The sequence below is a fragment of the Paenibacillus sp. CMAA1364 genome (assembly GCF_054373195.1).
Window position 1 is genome coordinate 55,854 of sequence record NZ_JBITNB010000003.1, and the last position, 24,228, is coordinate 80,081.

Consider the following 24,228-nt stretch of genomic DNA (forward strand, 5'->3'; position numbering starts at 1 on the left):
GTGGCTACATGTCAAAGTTAAATACGCAAGGGTTGAGTGGTCGTCAAAAAGCAGCGATTTTGCTTATTACCTTAGGACCAGAGGTTTCTGCACAAATATTCAAACATTTGCGCGATGAAGAAATTGAACAATTAACGCTTGAGATTGCTAACGTAAGAACCGTAGATAGTCTTGAAAAAGATACGATTATGTCGGAATTCCATCAGATATGTATTGCACAAGAATATATTTCCCAGGGTGGTATTAATTACGCTAAGGAAATATTAGAAAAGGCACTTGGATCTGCTAAAGCACTTGAGGTTATTGGCCGCTTAACAGCTACACTTCAAGTAAGACCTTTCGACTTCGCACGTAAGGCTGATCCAAGTCAAATATTGAACTTTATACAAAATGAAAATCCTCAAACTATAGCTTTGGTCTTATCATATTTACAATTCGAGCAAGCGGCAGCTATTCTTTCTTCACTACCTCAAGAGAAGCAAGCGGACGTAGCTAGAAGAATTGCTGTGATGGATAGCACATCTCCAGAAGTTCTTTATCAAGTGGAAAGAGTTCTAGAACAGAAGCTTTCCTCAACTGTTACACAAGACTTTACCAATGCAGGTGGTCTTGAATCTATCGTTCAAATACTGAATGGTGTTGATCGTGGTACTGAGCGTACGATACTCGATGCGCTAGAAATTCAAGATCCGGAATTAGCTGAAGATATTAAGAAACGTATGTTTGTGTTTGAAGATATCGTCAACATCGACAATAGATCGATTCAGCGAATCATTAGAGATATTGAGAATGCCGACTTACAGCTTGCACTCAAAGTTGCTAGTGAAGAAGTTAGAGATGTGGTATTCCGTAATATGTCTAAGCGTATGGCAGAATCTTTCAAAGAAGAGATGGAGTTTATGGGGCCTGTTAGGTTGCGAGACGTTGAGGAAGCCCAGACACGTATTGTTGGGACGATAAGAAGATTGGAAGAAGCCGGTGAGATTATTATTGCACGCGGTGGGGGAGATGACATCATTGTCTAATTTGATCAAGCATTCACAGTATATGCCAGTGGAAATGCTGAAGGAATTGGATTTGTCGAAACAATATAACAATGGTCTAAGCGAAGATATACAAGAAGAAACTCAAACTACGATCTCAGATCAAGTTCAAGAAGTGAAGTTGATCGATGAAGAGACAGAGATGCTAAGAGCAGAAATACTTCATGATGCGAAGGAATTTGCAGAGATGCAACTAAGAGAGTCATCTCTAGAAGCTGAACACTTGTTAGCAAACGCCAAAGAATCCATCGAACAGTGGTGGAACGAACGGCGTGAACAAGATGAAGATTTAATAGAAGCTGTTAAATCTGAAGCTTTTGACCAAGGGCATCAAGAAGGTAGATTGAAAGTGGAAGAAGAGCTTCAATCAAAAGTAGAAGAAATGATGGTTGAAGCACAGACTGTTCTCGAAGAAGCTTACCGCATCAAGAATCAGATTATTCAAGAAGCTGAGCCCTTTCTAGTAGAACTGAGCACTGCTATATCTGAGAAGGTTATCGAAAAACAGTTAACTATCGAGAGTGGATTCATGATTGATCTAATTCGAAAGAACCTAGCTAGAAAAAGAGAGCAAGGAATCATAACTTTATGTGTAGCCCCTGCTCATTATACTTTTGTACAAGCTGCTAGAGAAGAACTATCCCTAGTCATTGATTCACAAGCAGAACTTAAGATTTTGCCAGATGCTACTGTGCAAGATGGAGGGTGTGTCATTCGTTCATTATTGGGAAGTATTGATGCAAGGATCGACACTCAATTAGTTGAAATTAAGAAAGAGTTAATCCGTATTGCATTAGATCATGAAGAACGGAGAAATCAGGATGAATATGCTTGATAGTCAACGTTATTTAGATCACTTAAGTCAAATAGATCCTGTAAGAGTGAATGGTAAAGTAACACAAGTGATAGGACTGATGGTAGAGTCGGAAGGACCTGATGCAAATATCGGTGATGTCTGCTATATCTATCCAAGTCAAAGTGTTAAGCCTTTACAAGCTGAAGTAGTTGGGTTTCGAGATAATAGGGTGCTTCTAATGCCTCTTGGGGATCTTCAGTCCATCGGACCTGGTTGTGATGTGGTAGGTACAGGTAAGCCACTAAGTGTTCAAGTAGGATCAGAGTTATTAGGGAAAGTTTTGGATGGATTGGGTCAGCCATTAGATGGATCACTCATTCCAACAAGGATGGCGTTTTGTTCAACTTTTAGACCTCCTGCTAACCCATTAAATCGACCAAGAGTTCTTGAACCAATTAGTATTGGCGTCAGAGCGATTGATGGATTGTTGTCTATTGGTAAAGGACAGCGAGTAGGTATTTTTGCTGGATCAGGCGTAGGTAAAAGTACGTTGATGGGAATGATTGCTCGTAATACATCTGCTGATGTCAATGTGATTGCACTTATAGGTGAACGTGGCCGTGAAGTTCTGGATTTCATCGAGCGAGATTTGGGTCCTGAAGGTCTGAAACGCTCAGTGGTTATTGTAGCTACATCCGATCAACCTGCCTTAATTCGTATCAAGGGTGCTCTAATAGCTACAACAATTGCAGAGTATTTCCGAGATAGAGGAATGAATGTGATGCTCATGATGGATTCCGTTACCCGTTATGCCATGGCACAAAGAGAAGTAGGACTTGCGATAGGTGAACCCCCAGCGATGAGAGGTTACACACCATCAGTCTTCGCTAATCTTCCGAAACTATTGGAAAGGGCAGGTACGGGTCCTACAGGTTCAATTACGGCCTTTTATACTGTTCTTGTAGATGGAGATGACATGAATGAACCTATCGCCGATGCGGTTCGAGGTATTTTAGATGGACACATCGTTCTGAATAGAAATATCGCTAACAAAGGACATTTTCCAGCTATTGATATTCTTGCAAGCATCAGTAGAGTGATGAAGGACATCTCTTCAGATGATCATAACGATGCTGCTGAGAACTTGAAACGATTGCTTGCTATATATACCGAGTCAGAGGACTTGATCAATATTGGAGCGTATCAACGAGGATCCAACCAAAGCATCGATGAATCCATAGAATTCATTCAGAAGATTTGGGAATTCAGCAAGCAAAAAGTCGATGAAAAGGTAACGTTTCAGGAAGTGAAAGATCGCTTGATCACTGAATTTTCAAGGAGATGAATGGTTGAATTATGAGATTTGATTATGCATTTCAGAACATTGTGGATTTGAAAGGTAACCAGAAGACACAAGCTGAATGGATGTTATCTAATGCAATTGCAAAATTACGAGAAGAAGAGGATTCCTTGCGAGAACTAGAAAACCTTAGAATTAAAATGATGAATCAACTTCAACATGAATTTGCATATTCTGCTTCCGTTGTTAAAGTTCAAGCGATACATTCTTATGTTGAACACTTGGAACAAAACATGGTGAAAAAGCATGAAGATATTCGTAAGGCCGACGTGGTTGTACGTAACAGTCAAGGTCATTTAACAGAGAAGATGTTAGATGAAAAAGTGTGGATGAAATCACGCGAGAAAGCAAAAGGAAAATTTCAGCATGACATGCAACTTCGCGAACAAAACGAACTTGATGAAATAGCAACCGTAAGATTTGCTATGAATCATCGCTAGAAAATGAATCGTAAGCATGTACGAATGTCTTGTCCCTTAGGGAGGGAATTAACGTGGTTAGTAAATATAATGAATTTGAAGATGATAATGAGTCAACAGGGGGCATGGAACGATTCTTAGTGCTCATTATCCCCATTATTTTCACGATTGTTCTAGTGGGTGTTTTATTAATTCTATTCAATATGGATATGCGTAACGCCTTCTTAGGAGTTGCTAATAAAATTCCGATTGTACAGAAATGGGTGCCAGAACCGAACTTGAATCCAGAACAAACCAAGTTGCAACAAACGAAAGACGAAATGAAGAGCAACGAAGCTGAAGTGAAGAAATTAACCACACAGCTACAAGCTAAAGAGACGGAGTTAGTAGACGCTGTTGAGCTTAGGAATATACAAGAAATAGAATTGAAAAGTTTACAATCTCAGATTGACACCTTGAAGCAAGAAAAGGTTGAAGTAGTTACGGATGAGACGGTTGTAGATGAATATCAGAAACAGATTACTGACCTTGCCAAAATGTATTCTAATATGAGTCCAAGTAAAGCTGCACCCATATTACAGAATATGACCTTGGAAGAAACCGTTTTACTATTTAGTTCAATGAAGAATGAGAATAAAGTTGCCATACTTGAAAAGATGGATCCTAAAGTAGCTGCAGAAACCACAGCATTGATGAAGGATTTCAAACCAGCTCGTGATTTGCAGATTGCGGCATTACAATCTCGTCTTAAAAAGAATGATACGGCATCTGCTCCAACGCCGACGAACTTGAATAAGAACCAACTGAGTCAGACTTTTGCTAATATGACACCTAAAGCAGCTTCAGACCTTCTCTTTCAAATTTATAAGATTAGCCCAGAGAAGACATTGGAGATCCTTAGATCGGTTACGGATGCGACACGATCATCTATACTAGGTTACATGTCAACAAGTGATGCTAGTACAGCCGCTATTATACTTAATAAGTTAATGAGTAAATAAATAGATATAACTTGAAAGGAGGTGAAAAAATGACGCTAATATTTCAAAATATGTCTGCTAAAAGTGCTGGTTCTAGCAATGGAGTTGCAACTACTGGGAAGGTTTCCGGCGATGCTAACGTAAACTCAGGTGAAGGAATTCGATTTGTGGGTGAACAGACCTTCTCGCAACTCATGGGAAATGGAACAACAAGTCCCCATGTATCTATTCTTACCGATGTTTCTTCGTTGTTAAAGGGACTTCTTCAGAATACGCCTGTTCAAGGTGATACAACTTCGGATGAAGATGTTGTCGAAGGAATTCTAAATGGATTAACTGAGGAAATAAGTAAAATAGATGAGTTAATTGAGACAGATCCAAGCATCATGTTACTTCTAAGTAATTGGTTACAACAAGCGAATGCACTACTAAATACCAATACGGATGGGAATATGGAGATGGACCACAATGCTCAAATATCTAGTGTGTTGGCAGAACAACCTGAAACCATTAAATTCGCGGTGCTAGATGCGGTAAATCAATTAGTATCCATGATATCGAAGAACGAAATGATGAATACTACGATGGCTCAATCTATTCCATTGTTGGCTTCTATGCATCAGATATTGAATCAGATGGATCAAGAAGAATCACCGAACATTGCTGTTCCTGTAGAAAATATGGATAAAGAAACAGTGAAGGGTCTTGTTCTACTTAATAACAATAGTGCCAAGTCTACACAAGTTGATCAATCCGCGAGTGCCCAGAGAAATGGTAATGTCGTTCAATCAAATGCAACACAGGCATCAACAACATTGAAGTTAGATCAATTGATTCAATCATTACAAAACACAGTAGTTACAAACACCGAAGAGGAAAGTTCTGTCGTATCGGTGAAGAATACTTCATCCATAAATACTACGGAAATAACACCTGATCAAGGGATTTTAACAGCCGGTGAGCTATTGATGAGAGATGGGATTAAGAATCCTTTGAAAGCAGCACCAGTCCCTGTAGAAAAGTTCTCTGAAGAAGTAACCAAGCTTGTTGTAAGTAAATTAGATATCGTGAAGCTGAATGGTATGACAGAAGCTAAGATATCTTTATATCCAGAACATTTAGGTCAAGTGGATATTAAGATAACCGTTTCAAATGGTCAGTTAATTGCTAGCTTTATGACCGAGAATGCTGGGGCTAAAGGGTTACTTGAACAGCAAATGTCACAACTACGTACAGCACTTCAATCGCAAGGGTTGCATGTGGAAAGGCTGGAAGTTACACAGAATCAAAACCTTCAGTCACATATGTATAATGATGGTCGTCAACCAGGTACTGGTCAGCAACAATCGAATCGGAAATCCAAAGAAAGAGAAAGTCAATCGGATGATTCCATGGCCATTGCAGAAATGACAGAAGAATTAAATGATTGGTTATCAGAACAAGTTACTATTGAACAAGGAAATACATTTACAGCGAAAGCGTAAGAATAGGAGGTGAGCCTATGCCGGACATGATAGGGACGAACAATATTTGGCCGAATTATTCTGCAAGTAATGTTAAAGAAGCCAGTAAGAAAGACAGTACAATTATGGGGAAAGATCAATTCCTTAAAATCTTAATTACTCAGCTTCAGAATCAGGATCCCATGCAACCTTTACAAGATAAAGAATTTATTGCTCAAATGGCTCAGTTTACGTCCGTTGAACAGTTAATGAATATCTCTAGTCAGTTAACTACGTTGAATCAATCATTAGGAAGTGTATCTGGATTGATTGGTAAAGAAATTAGTTGGATTGATGAATCGGATAAGGGTAACTCTGATATTCTGAAAGGTATTGTAAGTTCAATTGTTGTTCGTGATGGTGTTCAGTATGCAACGGTTGGAAAAGTAGCAATTCCAGTTAATTTAATACTTGAAATTGGAAACCCGGAAAAGGTAGAACAACCAATTGAACCTGAACAGGACAAGAGTGAGACCGTTCCTGAACCGAATCCAGATAGCAGTGAGGATACCATATGAGTGATCGGTTGATGATTGGGCAGATATTTCCTACCCCTGTACATCCTACTTCTGCGAATGGAAATATACGTCATTCACAAGGGGCAGTAAATAGTACCTCATTTGATCAACTGTTGCAGCAAAATATGCTCAAATTCAGTAATCATGCTGTTAAACGATTAGAGCAAAGAGGTATTGATATCCCTAAAGAACAGCTAGAACGTATATCAGATGCAGTAGACCAAGCAGCTGCAAAAGGCAGTAAAGAATCACTTATATTATTGCAAGATATGGCTTTGATTGTGAATGTAAAGAACAGAGTAGTTGTAACGGCTATGGATGGAGTATCCATAAAGGATAATGTGTTTACGAATATTGATAGTGCTGTCATCATTTCTTGAACTGGCTGGCCCGAACCGGAAGCCAGTGGACTGCGGATTGAATGAAGGAGTCCATGTATATAATAAGGAGGAATAGTTGAATGTTAAGATCTATGTACTCAGGGGTTTCAGGTATGAAGGGGTTTCAAACGAAGTTAGACGTCATTGGTAACAACATCGCAAACGTGAATACGATAGGATTCAAATCTGGTCGTGTCATGTTTAAAGATATTATGAGCCAAACCATTTCAGGAGTAACGCCACCTACAGACGGTACTCAGGGTGGAGTGAACGCCAAACAAATAGGTCTAGGAGTATCCGTAGGTTCTATTGACACATTACATTTAGCAGGTAGTGCAATGACTACTAATAATCCTACAGATTTACGCCTTGATGGAGATGGATTCTTTTTAGTAAGTATGGGTGATGAGCAGGAAGTTCCTTTTCTAACACGTGCTGGTGACTTTCATATTGATGCAGCTCGCAATCTAGTTACTTCTGATGGACTTTTTGTTCTAGATTCAGGTGGTGGCATCATTAATATTGGTGAAGATGTTACTTCATTCTCAATTGCTCAAGATGGAACTATTATTCAGAAAATGGGTGACGGGACGACTGAACCAGGTGTTCAACTTGGTGTTGCGAGTGTTGTAAACCCAGAAGGTCTTGAGAAGATAGGTGGAAATTTATACAGAATAACATTAAATGCTACTCCAGATGGCGAATTTGAAATTGTTACTGCAAATAATGCAGAAGCAGGCACAGGAGCAATTATTTCCGGACAATTAGAAATGTCAAACGTCGATCTTACAAGTGAATTCACGGAGATGATTGTTGCACAACGTGGTTTCCAAGCGAACTCTCGTATTATTACTACTTCTGATGAAATTCTTCAAGAAGTTGTTAATTTGAAGCGCTAATGATCTAACGGGAGGAGAGGGGCTCTCTTCTCCCAAATTTTCATAGGAGGTTTAAAATGATCTCACTTACAAGAATCAATGGCTCTCAAATGTGGTTAAATGCGCTAATGATTGAAATGATTGAAGAAACACCTGATACTTACATCACATTAGTTACAGGAAAAAGAATGATTGTGCGTGAAAAGGCAGACGAAGTGATCTCACTTGTTAAACAATATAGCCATGAGATTGGTCTGAATAACGCAACTATTAAAGTAGTACATACGGAGGAATTACCATGAAAAAAATGTTGCCTTGGTTAATTACGATACTATTAGCTATAACATTGATTGTGTTAGCAGCATTTTTGTTATTCGACAAGTTATTTAGCGATGGTAATGATGCTGTTGGTAATGCTGTTAGTAATGTTGCAACAAAAGGTTTGTCTGCTGATCAAATGGTAGAAATGACTTCTGAAATAACAGGCATTAAGACAAACTTGGAAAATCTTGATTATATCGTATTGATGAATTTTGCGTTTCAATTGGATAGCAAGATTTCAAAAGAAGAGTTTGATAAAATTAAAGAAATCAAAATCAAGCCAATTATCCTTAAAACACTAGCGGATACGAATCCCGAAGAATTAAAAGGGGCAAATGGTAAGGATCAATTGAGCGCAAAATTGATCAATTTGATTAATAAGACCTTAACTAAAGGACAATTGACTCAAATAGAGGTCACAGAATTTTTATTAACAACGATATAATGAAATACAGGGAGTAAAATGTTAGGGGGTGAGATGATTGGTAGATGTATTATCACAAAATGAGATTGACGCCCTACTCGCTGCACTATCTTCTGGAGAAATGGATGCGGAAGAACTTAAGAAGGAAGAGTCTCAGAAAAAAATACGTTCATATGATTTCAAGAGAGCTGTACGATTCTCGAAAGATCATATTCGGAGCTTAACTCGTATACATGAGAATTTCGCAAGATATCTTACAACTTACTTTTCTGCCCAGTTAAGAACCTTTGTGCAAATAAGTGTTGTTCAGGTAGAACAACTTCCTTACGATGAATTTATTCGCTCTATACCCAAAATGACCATATTAAATATCTTTGAAGCAGAACCGCTCAAAGGTAGAATGGTAATGGAAGTACACCCGAATGTGGCGTACGCCATGTTAGATAGATTACTTGGTGGTATAGGGAATGCACCTTCCAAGATTAATTCACTCACAGAAATAGAAACAACGATTATGGAGCGCATATTTGGTAGAGCATTCGAGAGTTTACAAGAAGCTTGGAAGACAGTGTTAGATATTTCGCCTCGAATGGAAGCTATGGAGACGAACCCACAATTTATGCAAATTGTATCACCCAATGAAACAATTGCATTGATTTCTCTAAGCACCAAAATTGGAGATACGACGGGGATGATAAATATCTGTATCCCTCATGTCGTATTAGAACCGATCATGTCTAGATTGTCAGCACATCAATGGTTTGTATCTGAGAAGAAACAAAGTGAACCATTGCAAGTGAAAGCTTTGCAACAACATGTGAAGCATACTAAATTAGATATTGTCGCTGAACTTGGTGAATCTAAACTATCTGTATCTGAATTTTTGGGACTTGCTGTCGGAGACGTTATAAATCTAAATAAATCTGTGAATTTAGGACTTTCCATAAAAGTTGGTGATCTGCTCAAGTTTACAGGTACACCTGGAACGATAAAAGACCGAGTGGCAGTACAGATTGATGAAATTGTTAGTGAAGGAGTTGAAGAACATGACGAGTAAAGATTATTTAACCCAAGAGGAAATTGATGCGCTACTTCGGCAAGCAGATACTGATGAACCTTCAGTTGTAAGTTTAGGAACGACAGATGACTTTTTAACAGCTCTTGAGCAAGATGCATTGGGCGAGATTGGTAACATCACATTTGGTAGTGCGGCAACAGCTTTGTCTACATTATTAGGTAAAAAAGTCGATATTACGACGCCGACCGTTTCTATTATTACCCGATCTAGATTTGAAGAGGAATTTCCGAAACCTCATGTTGCTGTGCATGTAACATATGTGGACGGATTTGAAGGTATTAACTCGCTTGTAATTAAGAAGAGAGATGCACAAGTTATTGCAGATTTGATGCTGGGTGGCGAAGGTGAGCCACAAGATGAAGAATTGAATGAAATTCATATCAGTGCTGTTCAAGAAGCGATGAATCAGATGATGGGATCTTCTGCCACGTCAATGTCGACACTATTTAATCGCTTTGTTAATATTTCACCTCCAGGAATTGATATATTGAATATTCCAAATGGTGAAGGGGTTGATAATTTACCTCCTGATGAAACGTTGATTAAAATATCATTTCGATTAACGATTGGTGATCTGATAGATTCAACAATCATGCAATTGCTACCAGTTGATTTCGCTAAAGATATGGTAAGAATCCTTCTTAATGGTACAAATGAAACAGAAGAGGTTCAAAAAATAGAAGCTCCAGTTCCTGTCCAACAGGTAGCTGCGGCAACAATGCCTCCACAGCCACAACAAATGAATCACGGTCATCCACAGATGGGCGTAGGAGTTCCAGGAGGGCATGAACAACAACAAGGTATGCCATATCCAGGTAATGCAGGCGCTGTGCCTCCTGGGTACGATCCGAACCAACAGATGTATTATGCTCCACCACAACCGCAATATTATGGAGCACCTAACCGTAATATGAATGTCCAAGGTGTTCAGTTCGCTAATTTACAATCTGCACCTTATCAACAGGTCGATCACAATAATTTAGAATTATTGATGGACGTACCACTAAAGGTTACCGTAGAATTAGGTAGAACAAATAAACAAATAAAAGATATACTAGAATTGTCCCAAGGTTCTATCATTGAGCTTGATAAACTAGCAGGAGAGCCCGTCGATATTCTTGTTAATAATAAAATGGTAGCTAAAGGTGAAGTCGTCGTTATTGACGAGAACTTTGGTGTTAGAGTAATAGAGATTATCAGTCAATTAGATCGAATGCAGAAATTACAATAATGTGTGTTTAGGGAGGATTTTATTAAATGGCAAATCGTATTCTTATCGTGGATGATGCAGCTTTTATGAGAATGATGATTCGAGATATTTTAACAAAGAATGGTTTTGAAGTTGTAGGGGAAGCAGCGGATGGTGCACAAGCTATTGAGAAATTTAAAGAAGTGCAACCTGATTTGATTACAATGGACATTACAATGCCTGAGATGGATGGAATTGCAGCACTTAAAGAAATCAAGAAAATTGATCCTGCTGCTAAAGTTATTATGTGTTCTGCGATGGGTCAACAAGCTATGGTTATTGATGCCATTCAAGCTGGAGCAAAAGACTTTATCGTTAAACCATTCCAATCTGATCGTGTAGTTGAAGCGATTAATAAAACTTTAGGAATTTAGGTCAAGCTATGCCTAGTACCAATGTCCCTACAGGTCCTGCCGATACGGTAAACTACGGTTTGAATTTAGTATATGTTATCGTTATTCTAGCAGTTATTGTGACACTCATTATTCTACTGATCCGATTCCTTGGATCTAAGAATAAGTCCTGGTTCAGCAACCCCATGATCCGTATTCTAGGTGGAGTTGGGATTGGACCAAGTAAAACACTCCAAGTGATCGAAATTGGAAATAGTGTTTACTTAATCGGCGTAGGTGAAGATATTAGTCTGATTGACAAAATATCTGATCCTAATGAAGTAGCCACAATATTGGCAGCGTTGCAGGAAGAAGCAGATGGTAGAGGAAATCTACTGACACCTTATATAAGAAAGTTAGTGGGTAAATTTAGAAAAGATGAAAAGGTATCTGAAGAGATACTTGAAAATGACGTATCCTTTCATGAAGTATTCGACTCTAAGGTTCGTAGAATGTCTAATCGAAAAGAGAAAATGGAAGAGTTACTTCGTGAGGATAATAATACAGATCGGTTGAGGGATCTATGAGACAAAAAGTCATGTTACTTTGTTTGTTAATAGGGATGGTTAGTATCATATCCGTATCTACGGCATTTGCTGATCCTATTCCTAATCTTGATATCCAGATTGGTAATGCTGACGGGGCACCTAACACAAGCTCTTTGTCAGTATTGCTTCTCATTACTATTATTGGTATTGCTCCTGCAATAATGGTGTTAATGACTAGTTTTACCCGTATTGTAATTGTTCTTGGTTTTGTAAGAACATCACTGGGAACCCAACAGATGCCACCAAACCAAGTGCTTGTAGGTTTAGCACTATTCATGACATTGTTTGTCATGGCTCCTACATTCTCATCGATCAATGAAGTTGCACTTCAGCCTTATTTGAAAAGTGAGATCACACAGACTGAAGCACTACAGAAGGCGTCTGACCCAATGAAGAAGTTTATGTTTAAATATACACGTGAGAAAGACTTATTGTTGTTCATGGATTATTCCAAGATGGAAAAACCAGCTACATATAGTGATATACCTTTAACGGTATTGGTTCCTTCTTTTGCTATTAGTGAATTGAAGACAGCCTTTCAAATGGGATTTTTAGTTTTTATTCCTTTTCTGATAATAGATATCGTTGTAGCGAGTACATTGATGGCTATGGGTATGATGATGTTACCACCCGTCATGATTGCACTCCCTTTTAAGATTCTACTCTTTGTGTTAGTAGATGGTTGGTATTTAGTAGTGAAGTCACTACTCTTTAGTTTTAATTGATGTAAAATTACTAGATGCGTATAGTCTTTAAGGGAGGTCAGTCATGAGTACGAATTTTATAATTGGACTGGCTGGACAAGCGGTTTTTACCGCCTTAAAAGTGAGTGCACCCATGCTGTTGTTAGGACTGGGTGTTGGTCTGATTGTTAGTATATTTCAAGCCACCACTCAGATTCAAGAGCAGACCCTTGCTTTTGTTCCGAAAATCGTAGCCGTTTTGTTAGCACTATTGTTGTTCGGTCCCTGGATTTTAACAACCCTTGTGGACTTTACCTTTAATATATTAGACAATTTATACAAATATATCGGTTAGGCTGAATGTCAATGGAATTAATAACGCAGGGTTTCCCTATTTTTTTGCTTATCCTTTGTCGAATTACCTCTTTTTTTGTTGTTGCACCAGTGTTTTCTTCAAAGGGTGTTCCTAACACTTTTAAAATTGGATTGTCTTTTTTTATGAGTATATTGATTTACTTAACTTATGGTATAAATCAGACAATTGTTGAAGATATGACCTATGTATTGCTCATTGTCAGTGAAGTTATGGTCGGATTACTTCTTGGTTTTGTGGCATATTTAATGATTACGGTCATTCAAACAGCCGGTTCATTCATAGATATACAGATTGGTTTTGGTATTGCTAACGTGCTTGATCCCATGACAGGCACCTCGGTACCGATGCTTGGTAATTTCAAATATATGATTGCCATGCTTCTATTTCTGAGTATGAATGGTCATTTGCAATTGATTCAAGCTATAACCGAAAGTTACGAATGGATACCAATTACAAATGATTTATTTGTGGAAATTCATAGTGGTAGCATTTCAGAGTTTTTAATTAGAACATTTGCTCAATCATTTGTGTTAGCTTTTCAAATGGCAGCACCATTAGTTGTCGCTCTCTTTTTGACGGATGTGGGTCTTGGGTTCTTGGCAAGAACTGCACCTCAATTTAATATTTTTGTCATCGGTATTCCTATAAAAATATTTCTAGGGTTGGCCATGCTGTTGTTAATAGTCCCTAGTTTTTCATATGTTTTTGGAAATCTATTTGAGATTATGTTTGAATCCCTATACAACTTGATGGGTATTATTGGAGACAAACCAAATTGATAAGCTTGGGGGAAAGGAAATTGTCCTTTAGGTATCCCTTGGATTTGCAGTTATTTGCTGGTGAGAAGACAGAGAAGGCAACACCTAAAAAACGCCAAGATAGCCGAAAAAAAGGGCAAGTAGCCAAAAGTCAAGATGTTGCTGGTGCCGTAACCCTATTGTCTGCGTTTTTATGTCTAATGATGTTAAGTGGATATTTCAAGGATAATTTCGTGCATTTGTATAAAGATATATTTCTTAATAGGTTAAACACTGAGGTTACGATTAATAATGTCATGATGATATTTAGGCAATATGGTTTGCAGATATTAATACTGCTAGCCCCTTTGTTCATAACCGTATTCATCATGGCCCTTGTAGCTAATCTTATGCAGGTTGGTTTTTTATTGTCTGGTGATTCACTCAAAATGAAATTCAGTAATATTAATCCACTTAAAGGATTGAAAAACATATTCTCGATGAAGTCGGTTGTTGAATTTGCAAAGTCCATCCTGAAACTAACGATTATTGGATATCTAGTGTACAGCACTTTATGGAATAGTAGAGTTGAAATTGCTTCGCTCTCACAACGGAACATTGAGAACACTTTACTCTTTATGGCGGAATTAAGTATTAATCTAGGCATAAAGGTAGCAATTGCACTCTTTATTTTATCAGTTCTAGACTATATTTTCAAAAAATATGAACATGAGAAAAGTATAAAGATGTCTAAGCAAGATATTAAAGATGAATACAAGAACATAGAAGGAGATCCATTGATTAAAGGTAAAATTAGAGAACGTCAGCGCAGAATGGCCATGCAACGAATGATGCAGGAAATTCCAAAGGCAGATGTTGTGATAACGAACCCTACTCACTTTGCGATTGCATTGAAATATGATGCAAACAATATGGAGGCTCCTACGATCATTGCTAAAGGTCAGGACTATGTGGCTCTTAGAATCAAAGAAATTGCTAAGGAACATGCAATTATAACTATGGAAAATAAGCCTTTGGCTCGCGCGCTTTATCAAAGAGCGGAGATTGGAGATTCCATTCCAGCTGATTTGTTTCAGGCCGTGGCCGAAATACTGGCCTATGTATATAAATTAAAAGGTAATACTAAATAATTGTGGGATTGGAGGAATGAGACCGTTGAAAATTAGAGATATCGCTGTCCTATCAGGAGTGATCGGTATTGTCCTCATGATGATTCTTCCAATCCCGGCATGGCTACTAGATATTTTACTTGTCATTAACATCTCACTTGCACTGATGATCTTGTTGATCTCGATGAATACGAAAGAAGCGTTAGAATTCTCTATCTTCCCATCTATTCTACTGATTACAACATTATTCCGACTTGCATTAAACGTATCAACAACGAAGTTGATTCTTATGCACGGTGAGGCAGGTGAGGTAGTTGCGACATTCGGTAGTTGGATTGCAGGAGGACAGGTAGCTATTGGATTCATTGTCTTCTTAATCTTAGTGGTTGTTCAATTTATAGTTATCACTAAGGGATCTGAGCGTGTAGCAGAGGTTGGCGCTAGATTCACGCTAGATGCAATGCCCGGGAAGCAGATGAGCATTGATGCAGATCTGAATTCAGGATTAATCAATGAGAATCAAGCAAGAGAACGACGCAGTAAGGTAGAGCGTGAAGCAGATTTTTATGGTTCTATGGACGGAGCCAGTAAGTTTGTTAAAGGGGATGCAATTGCAAGTATTATCATATTAATCATCAACTTAGTTGGTGGATTTATTATTGGTATTTCGATTCATGGCATGTCCTTTGGTGAATCTATTTCTACATATTCTATACTTACTATAGGTGATGGCCTTGTAAGTCAGATTCCAGCACTACTTATTTCAACAGCTGCAGGTTTAATCGTAACAAGAGCTTCTTCAGATGGGAACTTGGCTGCAGACTTAACGAAACAATTGTTTGCATATCCTAAGTTGATATATATTGTCGCAGGAACCATTGCAATGCTTGGCTTCTTTACGCCAATTAATATCATTTCAACGTTACCCATAGCTCTTATATTAGCTTTAGCAGCTAGAAATATGGAGAAAAACGAAAGTAAAAAGTTATTATCTGATGAACAGATGGAAGAAGAACAACAGATTGAAGAAGTAAGAAGCCCAGAAAGTGTCATTAATCTTCTACAGGTAGATCCTATAGAATTTGAATTTGGATATGGACTCATTCCTTTAGCGGATACACAACAAGGTGGGGATTTACTGGATCGAATCATCATGATTCGACGGCAATGTGCACTTGAACTAGGACTTGTTGTCCCAGTTATCCGAATTCGCGACAATATTCAACTAAAACCGAATGAATACATCATAAAAATTAAAGGAAATACAGTTGGTGGCGGTGAATTATTACTAAATCACTATTTGGCTATGAGTCCAGGATATGATGATGAATCGATCTCTGGAATCGAGACCTTAGAACCTGCATTTGGGCTCCCAGCACTATGGATTGATGAAATTACGAAGGAACGTGCTGAACTAGCGGGTTATACCGTTGTGGATCCACCTTCTGTCGTAGCAACACATTTAACTGAATTAATTAAGAAACATGCGCATGAATTACTTGGTCGTCAAGAAACTCGTACATTAATAGACAATCTAAGGGAAAGTTACCCTGTACTTGTTGATGAACTTATTCCTTCCGTTCTGTCGGTGGGTGATATTCAAAAAGTGTTGGCTAAGTTACTGCGTGAAAAGATCTCTGTTCGTGATTTAGTGACTATTTTTGAAACATTAGCTGATTGTGGGACATACTCGAAAGATCCTGATGTTCTAACAGAGTATGTGAGGCAATCCTTGTCTCGACAAATCACACAACAATATTCACAAAAAGGTGAGACTCTCAAAGTAATCACCGTTGGACCTACGCTAGAGAAGAAGATTTCAGAAAGTGTACAACAATCAGAACAAGGTAGTTATCTAGCTCTGGATCCTGTATCTGCTCAAACAGTATATCAGAAGTTGAATGAGCAGATTAATCGATTGTTACAATCTGGACAACAACCTATTTTCTTAACATCGCCAACAATAAGAATGTATTTACGTCAGGTGATTGATCGAAGTATGCAAGACATACCGGTCCTTTCTTACAGTGAATTGGAACCAAATGTAGAAATACAAAGTGTTGGAGTGGTGAATCTATGAGAGTGAAACGCTACATTGTCGATCATATGCCAGAAGCCATGCAACGCATTCGTGTAGATTTAGGTAGTGATGCCGTCATTCTTAGCACGAAAGAATTAAAGGTTGGTGGATTTCTTGGGATGTTTCAAAAGAAAAAGATTGAAGTGATTGCTGCAGTAGAAAAGGACGCTCAAGCCCAGCCTACAAGTAAAGAAAGCTCGAATTCATTAATAAACAGACAAGATAGTCCAACATTGGCTAATAACAACGTAGATACGGCGGTTCACACAAGAGCACCGTCCTTAAGCATCCCGGTTAGAGCTGTTCCAGAGGCATATCAAAGAACAAATGATATTCTTAAAGCAACGATCAAGACTCCATCTGTTCCCGTGAAAGCAACTAGAACTTCAAATGGGGAACCCGTAGTATATGATGCAGTAAAGGTAAAGGATACACTTCCGATGATCTCATTAAAAGATGACGAGGAAGAGATTCTGTATCGCAAGTTGACTTCCGATGATCAACTTCTGAAAGAAATTAAAGAGATGAAATTATGGATGGCCAAGATATCAAAACAATCCATGGCCAAGCAACAATTACCCGAATCATTGGAGAAGCTACAAGACCATTTAATACAGCAAGAATTAGATCCTCAACTGATAGAAGAATGGATACATGATGCTTACCAATATTGGGATAACCATGGAAGAGAGTTAAGTGATGTTGAACTTAAGGATTTTATTCAAGACAAAGCAACATCGTTCCTAACGAATCGTTTGGGTGGTGGAATTGGTAAAGACACCAAAATTGTGTATATAGCTGGACCTACCGGTGTTGGAAAGACAACGACGATAGCCAAACTAGCTGCGGAACAATTGTTTAAACACCATCGCAAAGTGGGATTGATAACATCAGATACGTATCGAATTTCTGCGGTTGAGCAACTTAGAACCTATGCATCTATATTGAATATCCCGCTAGAGGTGGTTCAATCACCAGTTGATCTTAAACGTGCGATGGAGCGACTTGGTTATTGTGATCTTATACTCATGGACACTGCGGGCAGAAATTTTCGAAATGAATTATTAGTAGCCGAACTTCAGAGTTTATTCTCACTTGGAGCTAATAGCGAAACCTACCTTGTGCTAAGTCTAACCTCCAAAGCCCAAGATATGATTAAGATAACAGAACACTTCAGTGAATATGGATTGGATAAAGTGATCTTTACCAAGCTGGACGAAACAGGTAGCTATGGTTCCATTTTTAATTTGATCTACCATTTCCCGATCCACCTGTCCTATTTGACGAATGGACAGAATGTTCCAGATGATCTGATATTACCTAGTGAACAAAGGATAGTGAACCTATTGCTTGACGTACCTGGGGATAAGTTATGAAAGATCAAGCGGATGCCTTAAGAAATCTCATTTATAACCGAGAGAAAACACGAGATGATGAAAAGTTACTAAAAACGAATACACGAACGGCAAAAGTCATTACTGTTTCCAGTGGTAAAGGAGGGGTAGGAAAGTCAAACTTCACGTTGAATTTTGCACTTTCCTTACTATCTTTAGGTAAAAAAGTATTAATATTTGATGCAGATATAGGTATGGCAAATATCGATGTTTTAATGGGCACTTCTACGAAATACAATCTACATCATCTACTCAGTCGCGAAAAGAATATTCACGAGATTATTGCAGTAGGTCCACATAAATTGAAATATATCTCAGGTGGTTCTGGTATGGCTGATCTCGTATCGCTATCAGAACATGATATTCATTATTTCACGGCACAGATAGAAGAAGTGGCAAATGAAACGGACTATATTATTTTTGATACGGGTGCAGGGTTATCGACTGCTAATATTCAATTTATAACAGCTGCCGATGAATGTATTGTTGTCACCACACCTGAGCCCACTTCCATAACAGATGCTTATGCATTAATAAAAGTCGTTCATGGTATCAACGCAAATGTCTCCTATCAGATGGTCATTAATCGAGTAGACGATGAAGTGGAAGCTACATTTACAGCAAACAAAATTAAATTAGCAGCAAAAAAGTTTCTGGATATTGAAATTCCCATGTTAGGGTATATTCATGACGATTCACATGTTGTTCAAGCAGTGAAGAAACAAGTTCCTTATACCGTCGCATTTCCTAATAGCGCTGCCTCAAAAGATATTCAGCGTCTTACTAAATATTATACCCATACACCAAGCACAACCGGTGTAGATACATTGACAGGAATCAAGGGATTTATGCATAGGTGGCTTCAACGTACAAAATGATTCTCCTGTAAATAATGGAGGGAGGTATAACTATTATGCAATACAAGGTGCTTGTAGTGGATGATTCTCCTTTTATGAGAAAGATTATAACGGATTTAATCGAAAAAGATCTTTCATTTAAAGTGGTAGGAACGGCGAAGAACGGACTAGAAGCAATACAATTAGTCGAAGACTTAACACCAGACATTGTTACGATGGACGTAGAGATGCCTGAAATGAATGGATTAGAAGCATTAAGGATTATCATGAAAGATAATAATGTACCTATTATTATGGTATCGGGTATCAATGAAGAAGGTTTAAGAGAAACCATTCTAGCTTTAGAGTCTGGAGCATTTGACTTTATTCGAAAACCATCTGTGAATGCTTCAAATGATATTGTGCAGGTTGCAGAAGTATTGCTTGAGAAAATGAATGCGGCTATGCATGCCATCGCAAGAAGGGCTGTAAGACAAGCTGAGGAACTAGCTAGATTCGAGAAAAAGATAAAAATAAAATCAAATGAACAAATAAAAAAGATAGTTGTTTCACCTGAAAAGGACGAAGTTACTCATAAAAGCATATTATCTGAGAAGAAAGATATTCTACTAAAAACAGATAAGAAATATAAAGATTCGACACGAAATGCTATAATGAATGATAAGATTATAGAATCTAAATTGACACTTACATCTAAGCGTACTCATCAATCTCCCGCGAAACCAATTAGGCAATCAGAGGGGAGATCCCATAGTTTCGATCATTTGATCGCTATTGGTTGTTCAACGGGTGGTCCAAGGGCTTTGAAGAGTTTCTTGGAACGGATACCCGCTGATCTGCCAGCACCTATAGTTATTGTGCAACATATGCCACCAAAGTTCACCAAATCACTGGCACAAAGATTGAATACGTTTAGTGAACTTGAAGTCATGGAAGGTGAACATGGCATGGTGTTGAATAAAGGTTGTGCTTATATTGCACCTGGTGGTTATCAAATGAAGATTATGGATACAGGTGAAGGCCGTTACGAGATTGCTTTGACAGAAGAAGGAGCTCGAAATGGACATAGACCTTCTGTCGAAGTAATGTTTGACTCGTTGATTCCATTTGGATCATTACAACGTCATGTGGTTCTTCTGACAGGTATGGGAAGTGACGGTGCACAAGCAATGAAGCGTTTAACACAATCTGGAGTGATTGATACCTATGCTGAAAGTGAAGAAACGTGTGTTGTGTATGGTATGCCTCGATCTGCTGTTGAATTAAACTGCGTCAAACATATCTTGCCACTTCAAGAGATTCCATCGCAACTTATGCGAACACTGAAAACCAATGGATAGAATTTAAAAGGGAGGTGCATCACTATGGACATGAATCAATATCTATCGATGTTTATTGATGAGTCAAATGAACATTTACAATCGTTAAATGAAAAGATGCTTGAATTGGAGAGTAGTCCAAATGATTTAAGTATAGTCCAGGTTATTTTTAGATCAGCACATACACTTAAAGGCATGGCAGCAACGATGGGTTACGAGGATCTTGCATCACTGACACACCAAATGGAGAACGTTCTGGATTTGGTTCGTAATGAGAAACTTGCTATGAAAGATTTCATATTTGATACGCTATTTAAAAGTTTGGACGCTCTTGAATCGATGGTTGAAGATATCACAAACGGTGGCGAAGGGAAATCTGATGTAACCGATATAGTATCCGCATTACAAGCTATTGTTCGTGGAGAGGTACCTTCAAATCATGGGGATAGTAGTTCCGCCAATACACAAGAATCAACCCAAGTTATTAATCAGTCCATTCAATTGGATGAGTTTCAGTATTCTGTTCTACAACAATCTATAGCGGAAGGTCACCGTGTACTTTACATGGAAGTATTCATACGTGAAGATTGCCAACTTAAAGCTGTCAGAGCTTATATGGCTTTCAATTTGTTGGAGGGGTATGGAGAAGTTGTTAAATCACAACCATCTGTACAAGATATTGAACAAGAAAAATTCGAACGAAGCTTTTCACTTTATTACATAACACAAACAAGTCCCGAAGATATTGAACAAATGATAAAGAACTTGTCCGAAATTGATAAGACCGTTGTCGTTGAATTGGATATAGAGTCTTTAAAAGTCATTGGAGAAGGGAATCAGGCGACGAAGGAGATGGCAGCAACTACTGAAGTTGAAGCACTCTCTGTAATAAATGAAGTATCAACAAATACGCCGAAATTATCTAATGCACCTGTGGCCAATGCTAAAGATAATGTGAAGACGAGCCATGCTAATCCCTCACGTACGATACGTGTAGATATAGAGCGTCTTGATGTTCTTATGAATTTATTCAGTGAATTACTTATTGACCGTGTTCGTTTAGAGCAGCTGGCAAGTGAAGTGCGTAGCCATGATTTAACAGAAACGGTAGAACATATTTCTCGTGTGAGTTCTGATCTTCAGAATATTGTGTTAAAACTTAGAATGGTGCCTGTAGACACAGTGTTCAACCGTTTTCCAAGGATGGTTCGTGATCTAGCTAAATCGTTAAACAAGAAAATTGATCTTGTTATTACGGGTGCTGATACGGAACTTGATCGTACGGTAATTGATGAGATTGGTGATCCTCTTGTCCATTTAATTCGAAATGCAGTAGATCATGGTATTGAATCTGTAACTGACCGATTAGCTGCTGGCAAACCGGAAGTTGGAATAGTTAACTTACGTGCTTTTCATAGTGGTAACCATGTATTTATAGAGATTGAAGAAGACGGAAAAGGTATCTACCGTGAGAATGTTCTTAAATCGGCTATAAAGAAAGGTGTCGTAACCGAAGAACAGGGTTCTGCTATGTCAGATGAAGAAGTATATCAACTTCTCTTTGCAGCTGGATTTAGTACAGCCGAAGTGATCTCTGATGTATCCGGTCGCGGTGTTGGTCTAGATGTTGTGAAATCTAAGATTAATTCTTTGGGTGGAAATGTCATGATATATTCTACTCCCGGAAAAGGTACGAACTTCTCTGTCCAATTGCCATTAACGTTATCTATCATCTCTGCAATGTTGGTACAAATAGGTTCAGAGAAATATGCTATTCCACTTACGTCAATTGTAGAGACCGGCATTATTAAGAAAGCTCAGATTCGTACCGTACACGGCAGCAAAATGATTGAATTCCGTGGAAGTCATATTCCGTTAGTATCGCTTAGTCAATTATTTGATATCACCGATTTTGATGAGACAATGGAAGAAGAAACAGAGATCATCGTGATACGAAAAGGCGATCGTATGGCTGCATTAACCATTCAAGAGTTTATTGGGCAAAATGAAATTGTATTAAAGAGTCTTGGGAAATACTTGCCTCAAGTAAATGGCGTTTCAGGTGCGACTATTCTTGGCGATGGACAGGTTGCATTAATTATAGATCCAAATGCCTTTATCAAATAACGAAAGCTGTATGAATTTACTTGTTAAATGTTATAGGAATCTATTAGGAGGTTATGGTTATGGGAGAAGATATTAAAGTTATCGTATTTAAATTAGGAACTGAAGAGTATGGTATAGAAGTTGAGAAGGTTCAGACGATTGAACGAATGTTGCCGATTACACGTGTTCCCAAAACATTTTCTTTTGTAAAAGGTGTCATTAACTTGCGTGGTGTGATTATTCCAATAATTGATCTTCGTGGAAGATTCAATCTACCGCTTGCAGAATACACAGAAAACACGCGTATTATTATCGTTGCTGTGAATGACATGGAAGTAGGTTTTGTCGTAGACTCAGCAAATGATGTTATTGATTTAAATAAGGATCAAATTGAGAACCCACCAGAAGTGGTCGGTGGAATTAAAGCTAAATATCTTGAGGGAGTAGCCAAAATTAATGATGACCGTCTTTTGATCATGCTTAATCTTCCTGAAGTATTAAATAAAAGTGAAATCATTCAGTTGGAAAGTATAGAGGAATAAAGATGAATGCCTTTAAGGATTTTAAAGAATTCAAAATGGATATTCTGAAGGAGATTGGTAACATAGGTGCTGGGAATGCGGCTACTGCACTTTCATGTTTGCTAAATAAACCAATTGATATGGCTGTTCCTAAAGTGAAAGTTCTGGGGTTTGATGAGGTAGCGAATGTTGTGGGTGGAGCTGAGCAAATCGTTGTTGCAATCTACTTTAGGGTTGAAGGCGATGCTCCGGGTAATCTATTCTTTATTTTATCTGTTGACTCTGCGAAAGGTTTGTTAAGAAGCCTAGCAGGAATTGAAGTGGTTGATGATCAGATTTTTAATGAGATGGAAATGTCTGCTCTGAATGAGATTGGTAATATATTAACCGGTTCTTATCTATCATCCCTTGCTGATTTCACCAAATTATCAATGTATCCAACAGTGCCTTCGTTGGCTATTGATATGGCCGGTGCTATATTGAGTTATGGATTGTTACAGTATGGGGAAATGGGTGATGATGCACTCCTAATAGATACAAAGTTTGTGGAGAATAACAAGGAATTAGATGGTCAATTCTTCCTTATACCAGATCCTACGTCGTTTTCAAAAATATTCAAATCATTAGGAGTGCCTCACGAGAATGATTGATCAAAACATTGTCAAGGTTTCTATGGCTGATTTAAACGTTATTCAACAATCAGGACTAATCCGCACTTCTGGTTTAGGTTCCTGTGTAGGGCTTACGATGTATGATCCTGTACTTCATATTGCTGGAATGGCCCACGTTATGTTGCCTACATCTTCTATTGCTCGTGAAGGTGAAATCAACGTTGCTAAGTATGCAGATACAGCTTTACCCTCATTATTAGAGGAATTGCAAAAACTGGGTTCACGTAAGTCTAATCTTGTTGCCAAAATGGCTGGTGGTTCACAAATGTTTGCTTTTACAGGGAATTCAGATTCGATGAGAATTGGTCCTAGAAACGCTGAATCATGCAAAGCAAAATTGGAGGAACTAGGCATACCCTTAATTGGGGAAGATACTGGTGGTAACTACGGTAGAACAATTGAACTTGATTGCAGTACAGGTATATTATATATCCGTAGTGTACAAATGGGTGTAAAGGAATTGTAG

Annotated in this window: 27 protein-coding genes; all 27 read left to right on the forward strand. The window is 38.2% G+C overall.

Annotated elements, in window-relative coordinates:
* Window positions 1–8: 8 nt before the first annotated feature.
* The 27 genes from fliG (at window position 9) to ACH8E3_RS03780 (ending at window position 24,228) form a co-directional block, all read left to right on the forward strand.
* Window positions 9–1,025 carry a flagellar motor switch protein FliG gene (fliG, locus tag ACH8E3_RS03650; protein WP_458631245.1) on the forward strand — a complete coding sequence of 339 codons (1,017 nt, stop codon included), beginning with the start codon at window positions 9–11 and terminating at the stop codon, window positions 1,023–1,025.
* The gene (locus tag ACH8E3_RS03655) at window positions 1,018–1,878 is read left to right on the forward strand and encodes a FliH/SctL family protein (protein WP_458631246.1); all 861 of its coding nucleotides are present in this window, start codon (window positions 1,018–1,020) and stop codon (window positions 1,876–1,878) included. Before fliG ends, ACH8E3_RS03655 begins: the two co-directional genes overlap by 8 nt.
* Window positions 1,865–3,184, forward strand: a complete 1,320-nt coding sequence (fliI, locus tag ACH8E3_RS03660; protein ID WP_458631247.1) for a flagellar protein export ATPase FliI — start codon at window positions 1,865–1,867, stop codon at window positions 3,182–3,184. The genes ACH8E3_RS03655 and fliI overlap by 14 nt, the downstream gene beginning before the upstream one ends.
* An 11-nt stretch (window positions 3,185–3,195) precedes the next feature.
* Window positions 3,196–3,639, forward strand: a complete 444-nt coding sequence (gene fliJ / locus ACH8E3_RS03665; protein ID WP_458631248.1) for a flagellar export protein FliJ — start codon at window positions 3,196–3,198, stop codon at window positions 3,637–3,639.
* Between the two features lie 53 nt (window positions 3,640–3,692).
* The gene (locus tag ACH8E3_RS03670) at window positions 3,693–4,619 is read left to right on the forward strand and encodes a MotE family protein (RefSeq protein WP_458631249.1); all 927 of its coding nucleotides are present in this window, start codon (window positions 3,693–3,695) and stop codon (window positions 4,617–4,619) included.
* Between the two features lie 29 nt (window positions 4,620–4,648).
* Window positions 4,649–6,082, forward strand: a complete 1,434-nt coding sequence (locus ACH8E3_RS03675) for a flagellar hook-length control protein FliK (protein ID WP_458631250.1) — start codon at window positions 4,649–4,651, stop codon at window positions 6,080–6,082.
* Window positions 6,083–6,099: 17 nt separating this feature from the next.
* The gene (locus ACH8E3_RS03680; protein WP_458631251.1) at window positions 6,100–6,618 is read left to right on the forward strand and encodes a flagellar hook capping FlgD N-terminal domain-containing protein; all 519 of its coding nucleotides are present in this window, start codon (window positions 6,100–6,102) and stop codon (window positions 6,616–6,618) included.
* The gene (locus ACH8E3_RS03685) at window positions 6,615–6,998 is read left to right on the forward strand and encodes a TIGR02530 family flagellar biosynthesis protein (RefSeq protein ID WP_458631252.1); all 384 of its coding nucleotides are present in this window, start codon (window positions 6,615–6,617) and stop codon (window positions 6,996–6,998) included. The genes ACH8E3_RS03680 and ACH8E3_RS03685 overlap by 4 nt, the downstream gene beginning before the upstream one ends.
* Before the next feature lie 80 nt (window positions 6,999–7,078).
* A complete protein-coding gene (gene flgG / locus ACH8E3_RS03690) occupies window positions 7,079–7,897 on the forward strand; it encodes a flagellar basal body rod protein FlgG (protein ID WP_458631253.1) in 819 nt (272 codons plus the stop codon).
* Between the two features lie 56 nt (window positions 7,898–7,953).
* A complete protein-coding gene (locus ACH8E3_RS03695; protein ID WP_458631254.1) occupies window positions 7,954–8,178 on the forward strand; it encodes a flagellar FlbD family protein in 225 nt (74 codons plus the stop codon).
* Window positions 8,175–8,642 (forward strand): flagellar basal body-associated FliL family protein, encoded by a 468-nt coding sequence (locus ACH8E3_RS03700; RefSeq protein ID WP_458631255.1) that lies wholly within the window; start codon window positions 8,175–8,177, stop codon window positions 8,640–8,642. The genes ACH8E3_RS03695 and ACH8E3_RS03700 overlap by 4 nt, the downstream gene beginning before the upstream one ends.
* A 37-nt stretch (window positions 8,643–8,679) precedes the next feature.
* Window positions 8,680–9,678, forward strand: a complete 999-nt coding sequence (gene fliM / locus ACH8E3_RS03705; RefSeq protein WP_458631256.1) for a flagellar motor switch protein FliM — start codon at window positions 8,680–8,682, stop codon at window positions 9,676–9,678.
* The gene (gene fliY / locus ACH8E3_RS03710; protein ID WP_458631257.1) at window positions 9,668–10,930 is read left to right on the forward strand and encodes a flagellar motor switch phosphatase FliY; all 1,263 of its coding nucleotides are present in this window, start codon (window positions 9,668–9,670) and stop codon (window positions 10,928–10,930) included. The genes fliM and fliY overlap by 11 nt, the downstream gene beginning before the upstream one ends.
* A 26-nt stretch (window positions 10,931–10,956) precedes the next feature.
* Entirely contained in the window at window positions 10,957–11,322 is a 366-nt protein-coding gene (locus ACH8E3_RS03715) for a response regulator (protein WP_458631258.1), read from the forward strand.
* 8 nt (window positions 11,323–11,330) lie between these two features.
* Window positions 11,331–11,867: a flagellar biosynthetic protein FliO gene (locus ACH8E3_RS03720; RefSeq protein ID WP_458631259.1), complete on the forward strand. Its 537-nt coding sequence runs from the start codon at window positions 11,331–11,333 to the stop codon at window positions 11,865–11,867.
* Complete coding sequence (gene fliP / locus ACH8E3_RS03725) at window positions 11,864–12,613, forward strand: flagellar type III secretion system pore protein FliP (RefSeq protein WP_458631260.1); 750 nt, start codon at window positions 11,864–11,866, stop codon at window positions 12,611–12,613. Before ACH8E3_RS03720 ends, fliP begins: the two co-directional genes overlap by 4 nt.
* A 43-nt stretch (window positions 12,614–12,656) precedes the next feature.
* Window positions 12,657–12,926 carry a flagellar biosynthesis protein FliQ gene (gene fliQ / locus ACH8E3_RS03730; protein WP_458631261.1) on the forward strand — a complete coding sequence of 90 codons (270 nt, stop codon included), beginning with the start codon at window positions 12,657–12,659 and terminating at the stop codon, window positions 12,924–12,926.
* Window positions 12,927–12,937: 11 nt separating this feature from the next.
* Complete coding sequence (gene fliR / locus ACH8E3_RS03735) at window positions 12,938–13,726, forward strand: flagellar biosynthetic protein FliR (protein ID WP_458631262.1); 789 nt, start codon at window positions 12,938–12,940, stop codon at window positions 13,724–13,726.
* A gap of 20 nt (window positions 13,727–13,746) precedes the next feature.
* Window positions 13,747–14,835, forward strand: coding sequence for a flagellar biosynthesis protein FlhB (flhB, locus tag ACH8E3_RS03740; protein WP_458631263.1), 1,089 nt, complete (start codon window positions 13,747–13,749; stop codon window positions 14,833–14,835).
* A 25-nt stretch (window positions 14,836–14,860) separates the two neighbouring features.
* On the forward strand, window positions 14,861–16,894 hold the full coding sequence (gene flhA / locus ACH8E3_RS03745) for a flagellar biosynthesis protein FlhA (RefSeq protein ID WP_458631422.1): 2,034 nt from the start codon (window positions 14,861–14,863) through the stop codon (window positions 16,892–16,894).
* Window positions 16,891–18,270 carry a flagellar biosynthesis protein FlhF gene (gene flhF / locus ACH8E3_RS03750; RefSeq protein ID WP_458631264.1) on the forward strand — a complete coding sequence of 460 codons (1,380 nt, stop codon included), beginning with the start codon at window positions 16,891–16,893 and terminating at the stop codon, window positions 18,268–18,270. Before flhA ends, flhF begins: the two co-directional genes overlap by 4 nt.
* Window positions 18,267–19,166, forward strand: coding sequence for a MinD/ParA family protein (locus ACH8E3_RS03755; protein WP_458631265.1), 900 nt, complete (start codon window positions 18,267–18,269; stop codon window positions 19,164–19,166). The genes flhF and ACH8E3_RS03755 overlap by 4 nt, the downstream gene beginning before the upstream one ends.
* 35 nt (window positions 19,167–19,201) lie before the next feature.
* Window positions 19,202–20,485 (forward strand): protein-glutamate methylesterase/protein-glutamine glutaminase, encoded by a 1,284-nt coding sequence (locus tag ACH8E3_RS03760; protein ID WP_458631266.1) that lies wholly within the window; start codon window positions 19,202–19,204, stop codon window positions 20,483–20,485.
* Window positions 20,486–20,509: 24 nt separating this feature from the next.
* The gene (locus ACH8E3_RS03765; protein ID WP_458631267.1) at window positions 20,510–22,591 is read left to right on the forward strand and encodes a chemotaxis protein CheW; all 2,082 of its coding nucleotides are present in this window, start codon (window positions 20,510–20,512) and stop codon (window positions 22,589–22,591) included.
* A 59-nt stretch (window positions 22,592–22,650) separates the two neighbouring features.
* Complete coding sequence (locus ACH8E3_RS03770; RefSeq protein WP_458631268.1) at window positions 22,651–23,112, forward strand: chemotaxis protein CheW; 462 nt, start codon at window positions 22,651–22,653, stop codon at window positions 23,110–23,112.
* A 2-nt stretch (window positions 23,113–23,114) separates the two neighbouring features.
* The gene (locus ACH8E3_RS03775; protein ID WP_458631269.1) at window positions 23,115–23,741 is read left to right on the forward strand and encodes a chemotaxis protein CheC; all 627 of its coding nucleotides are present in this window, start codon (window positions 23,115–23,117) and stop codon (window positions 23,739–23,741) included.
* Entirely contained in the window at window positions 23,734–24,228 is a 495-nt protein-coding gene (locus tag ACH8E3_RS03780; RefSeq protein ID WP_458631270.1) for a chemotaxis protein CheD, read from the forward strand. Before ACH8E3_RS03775 ends, ACH8E3_RS03780 begins: the two co-directional genes overlap by 8 nt.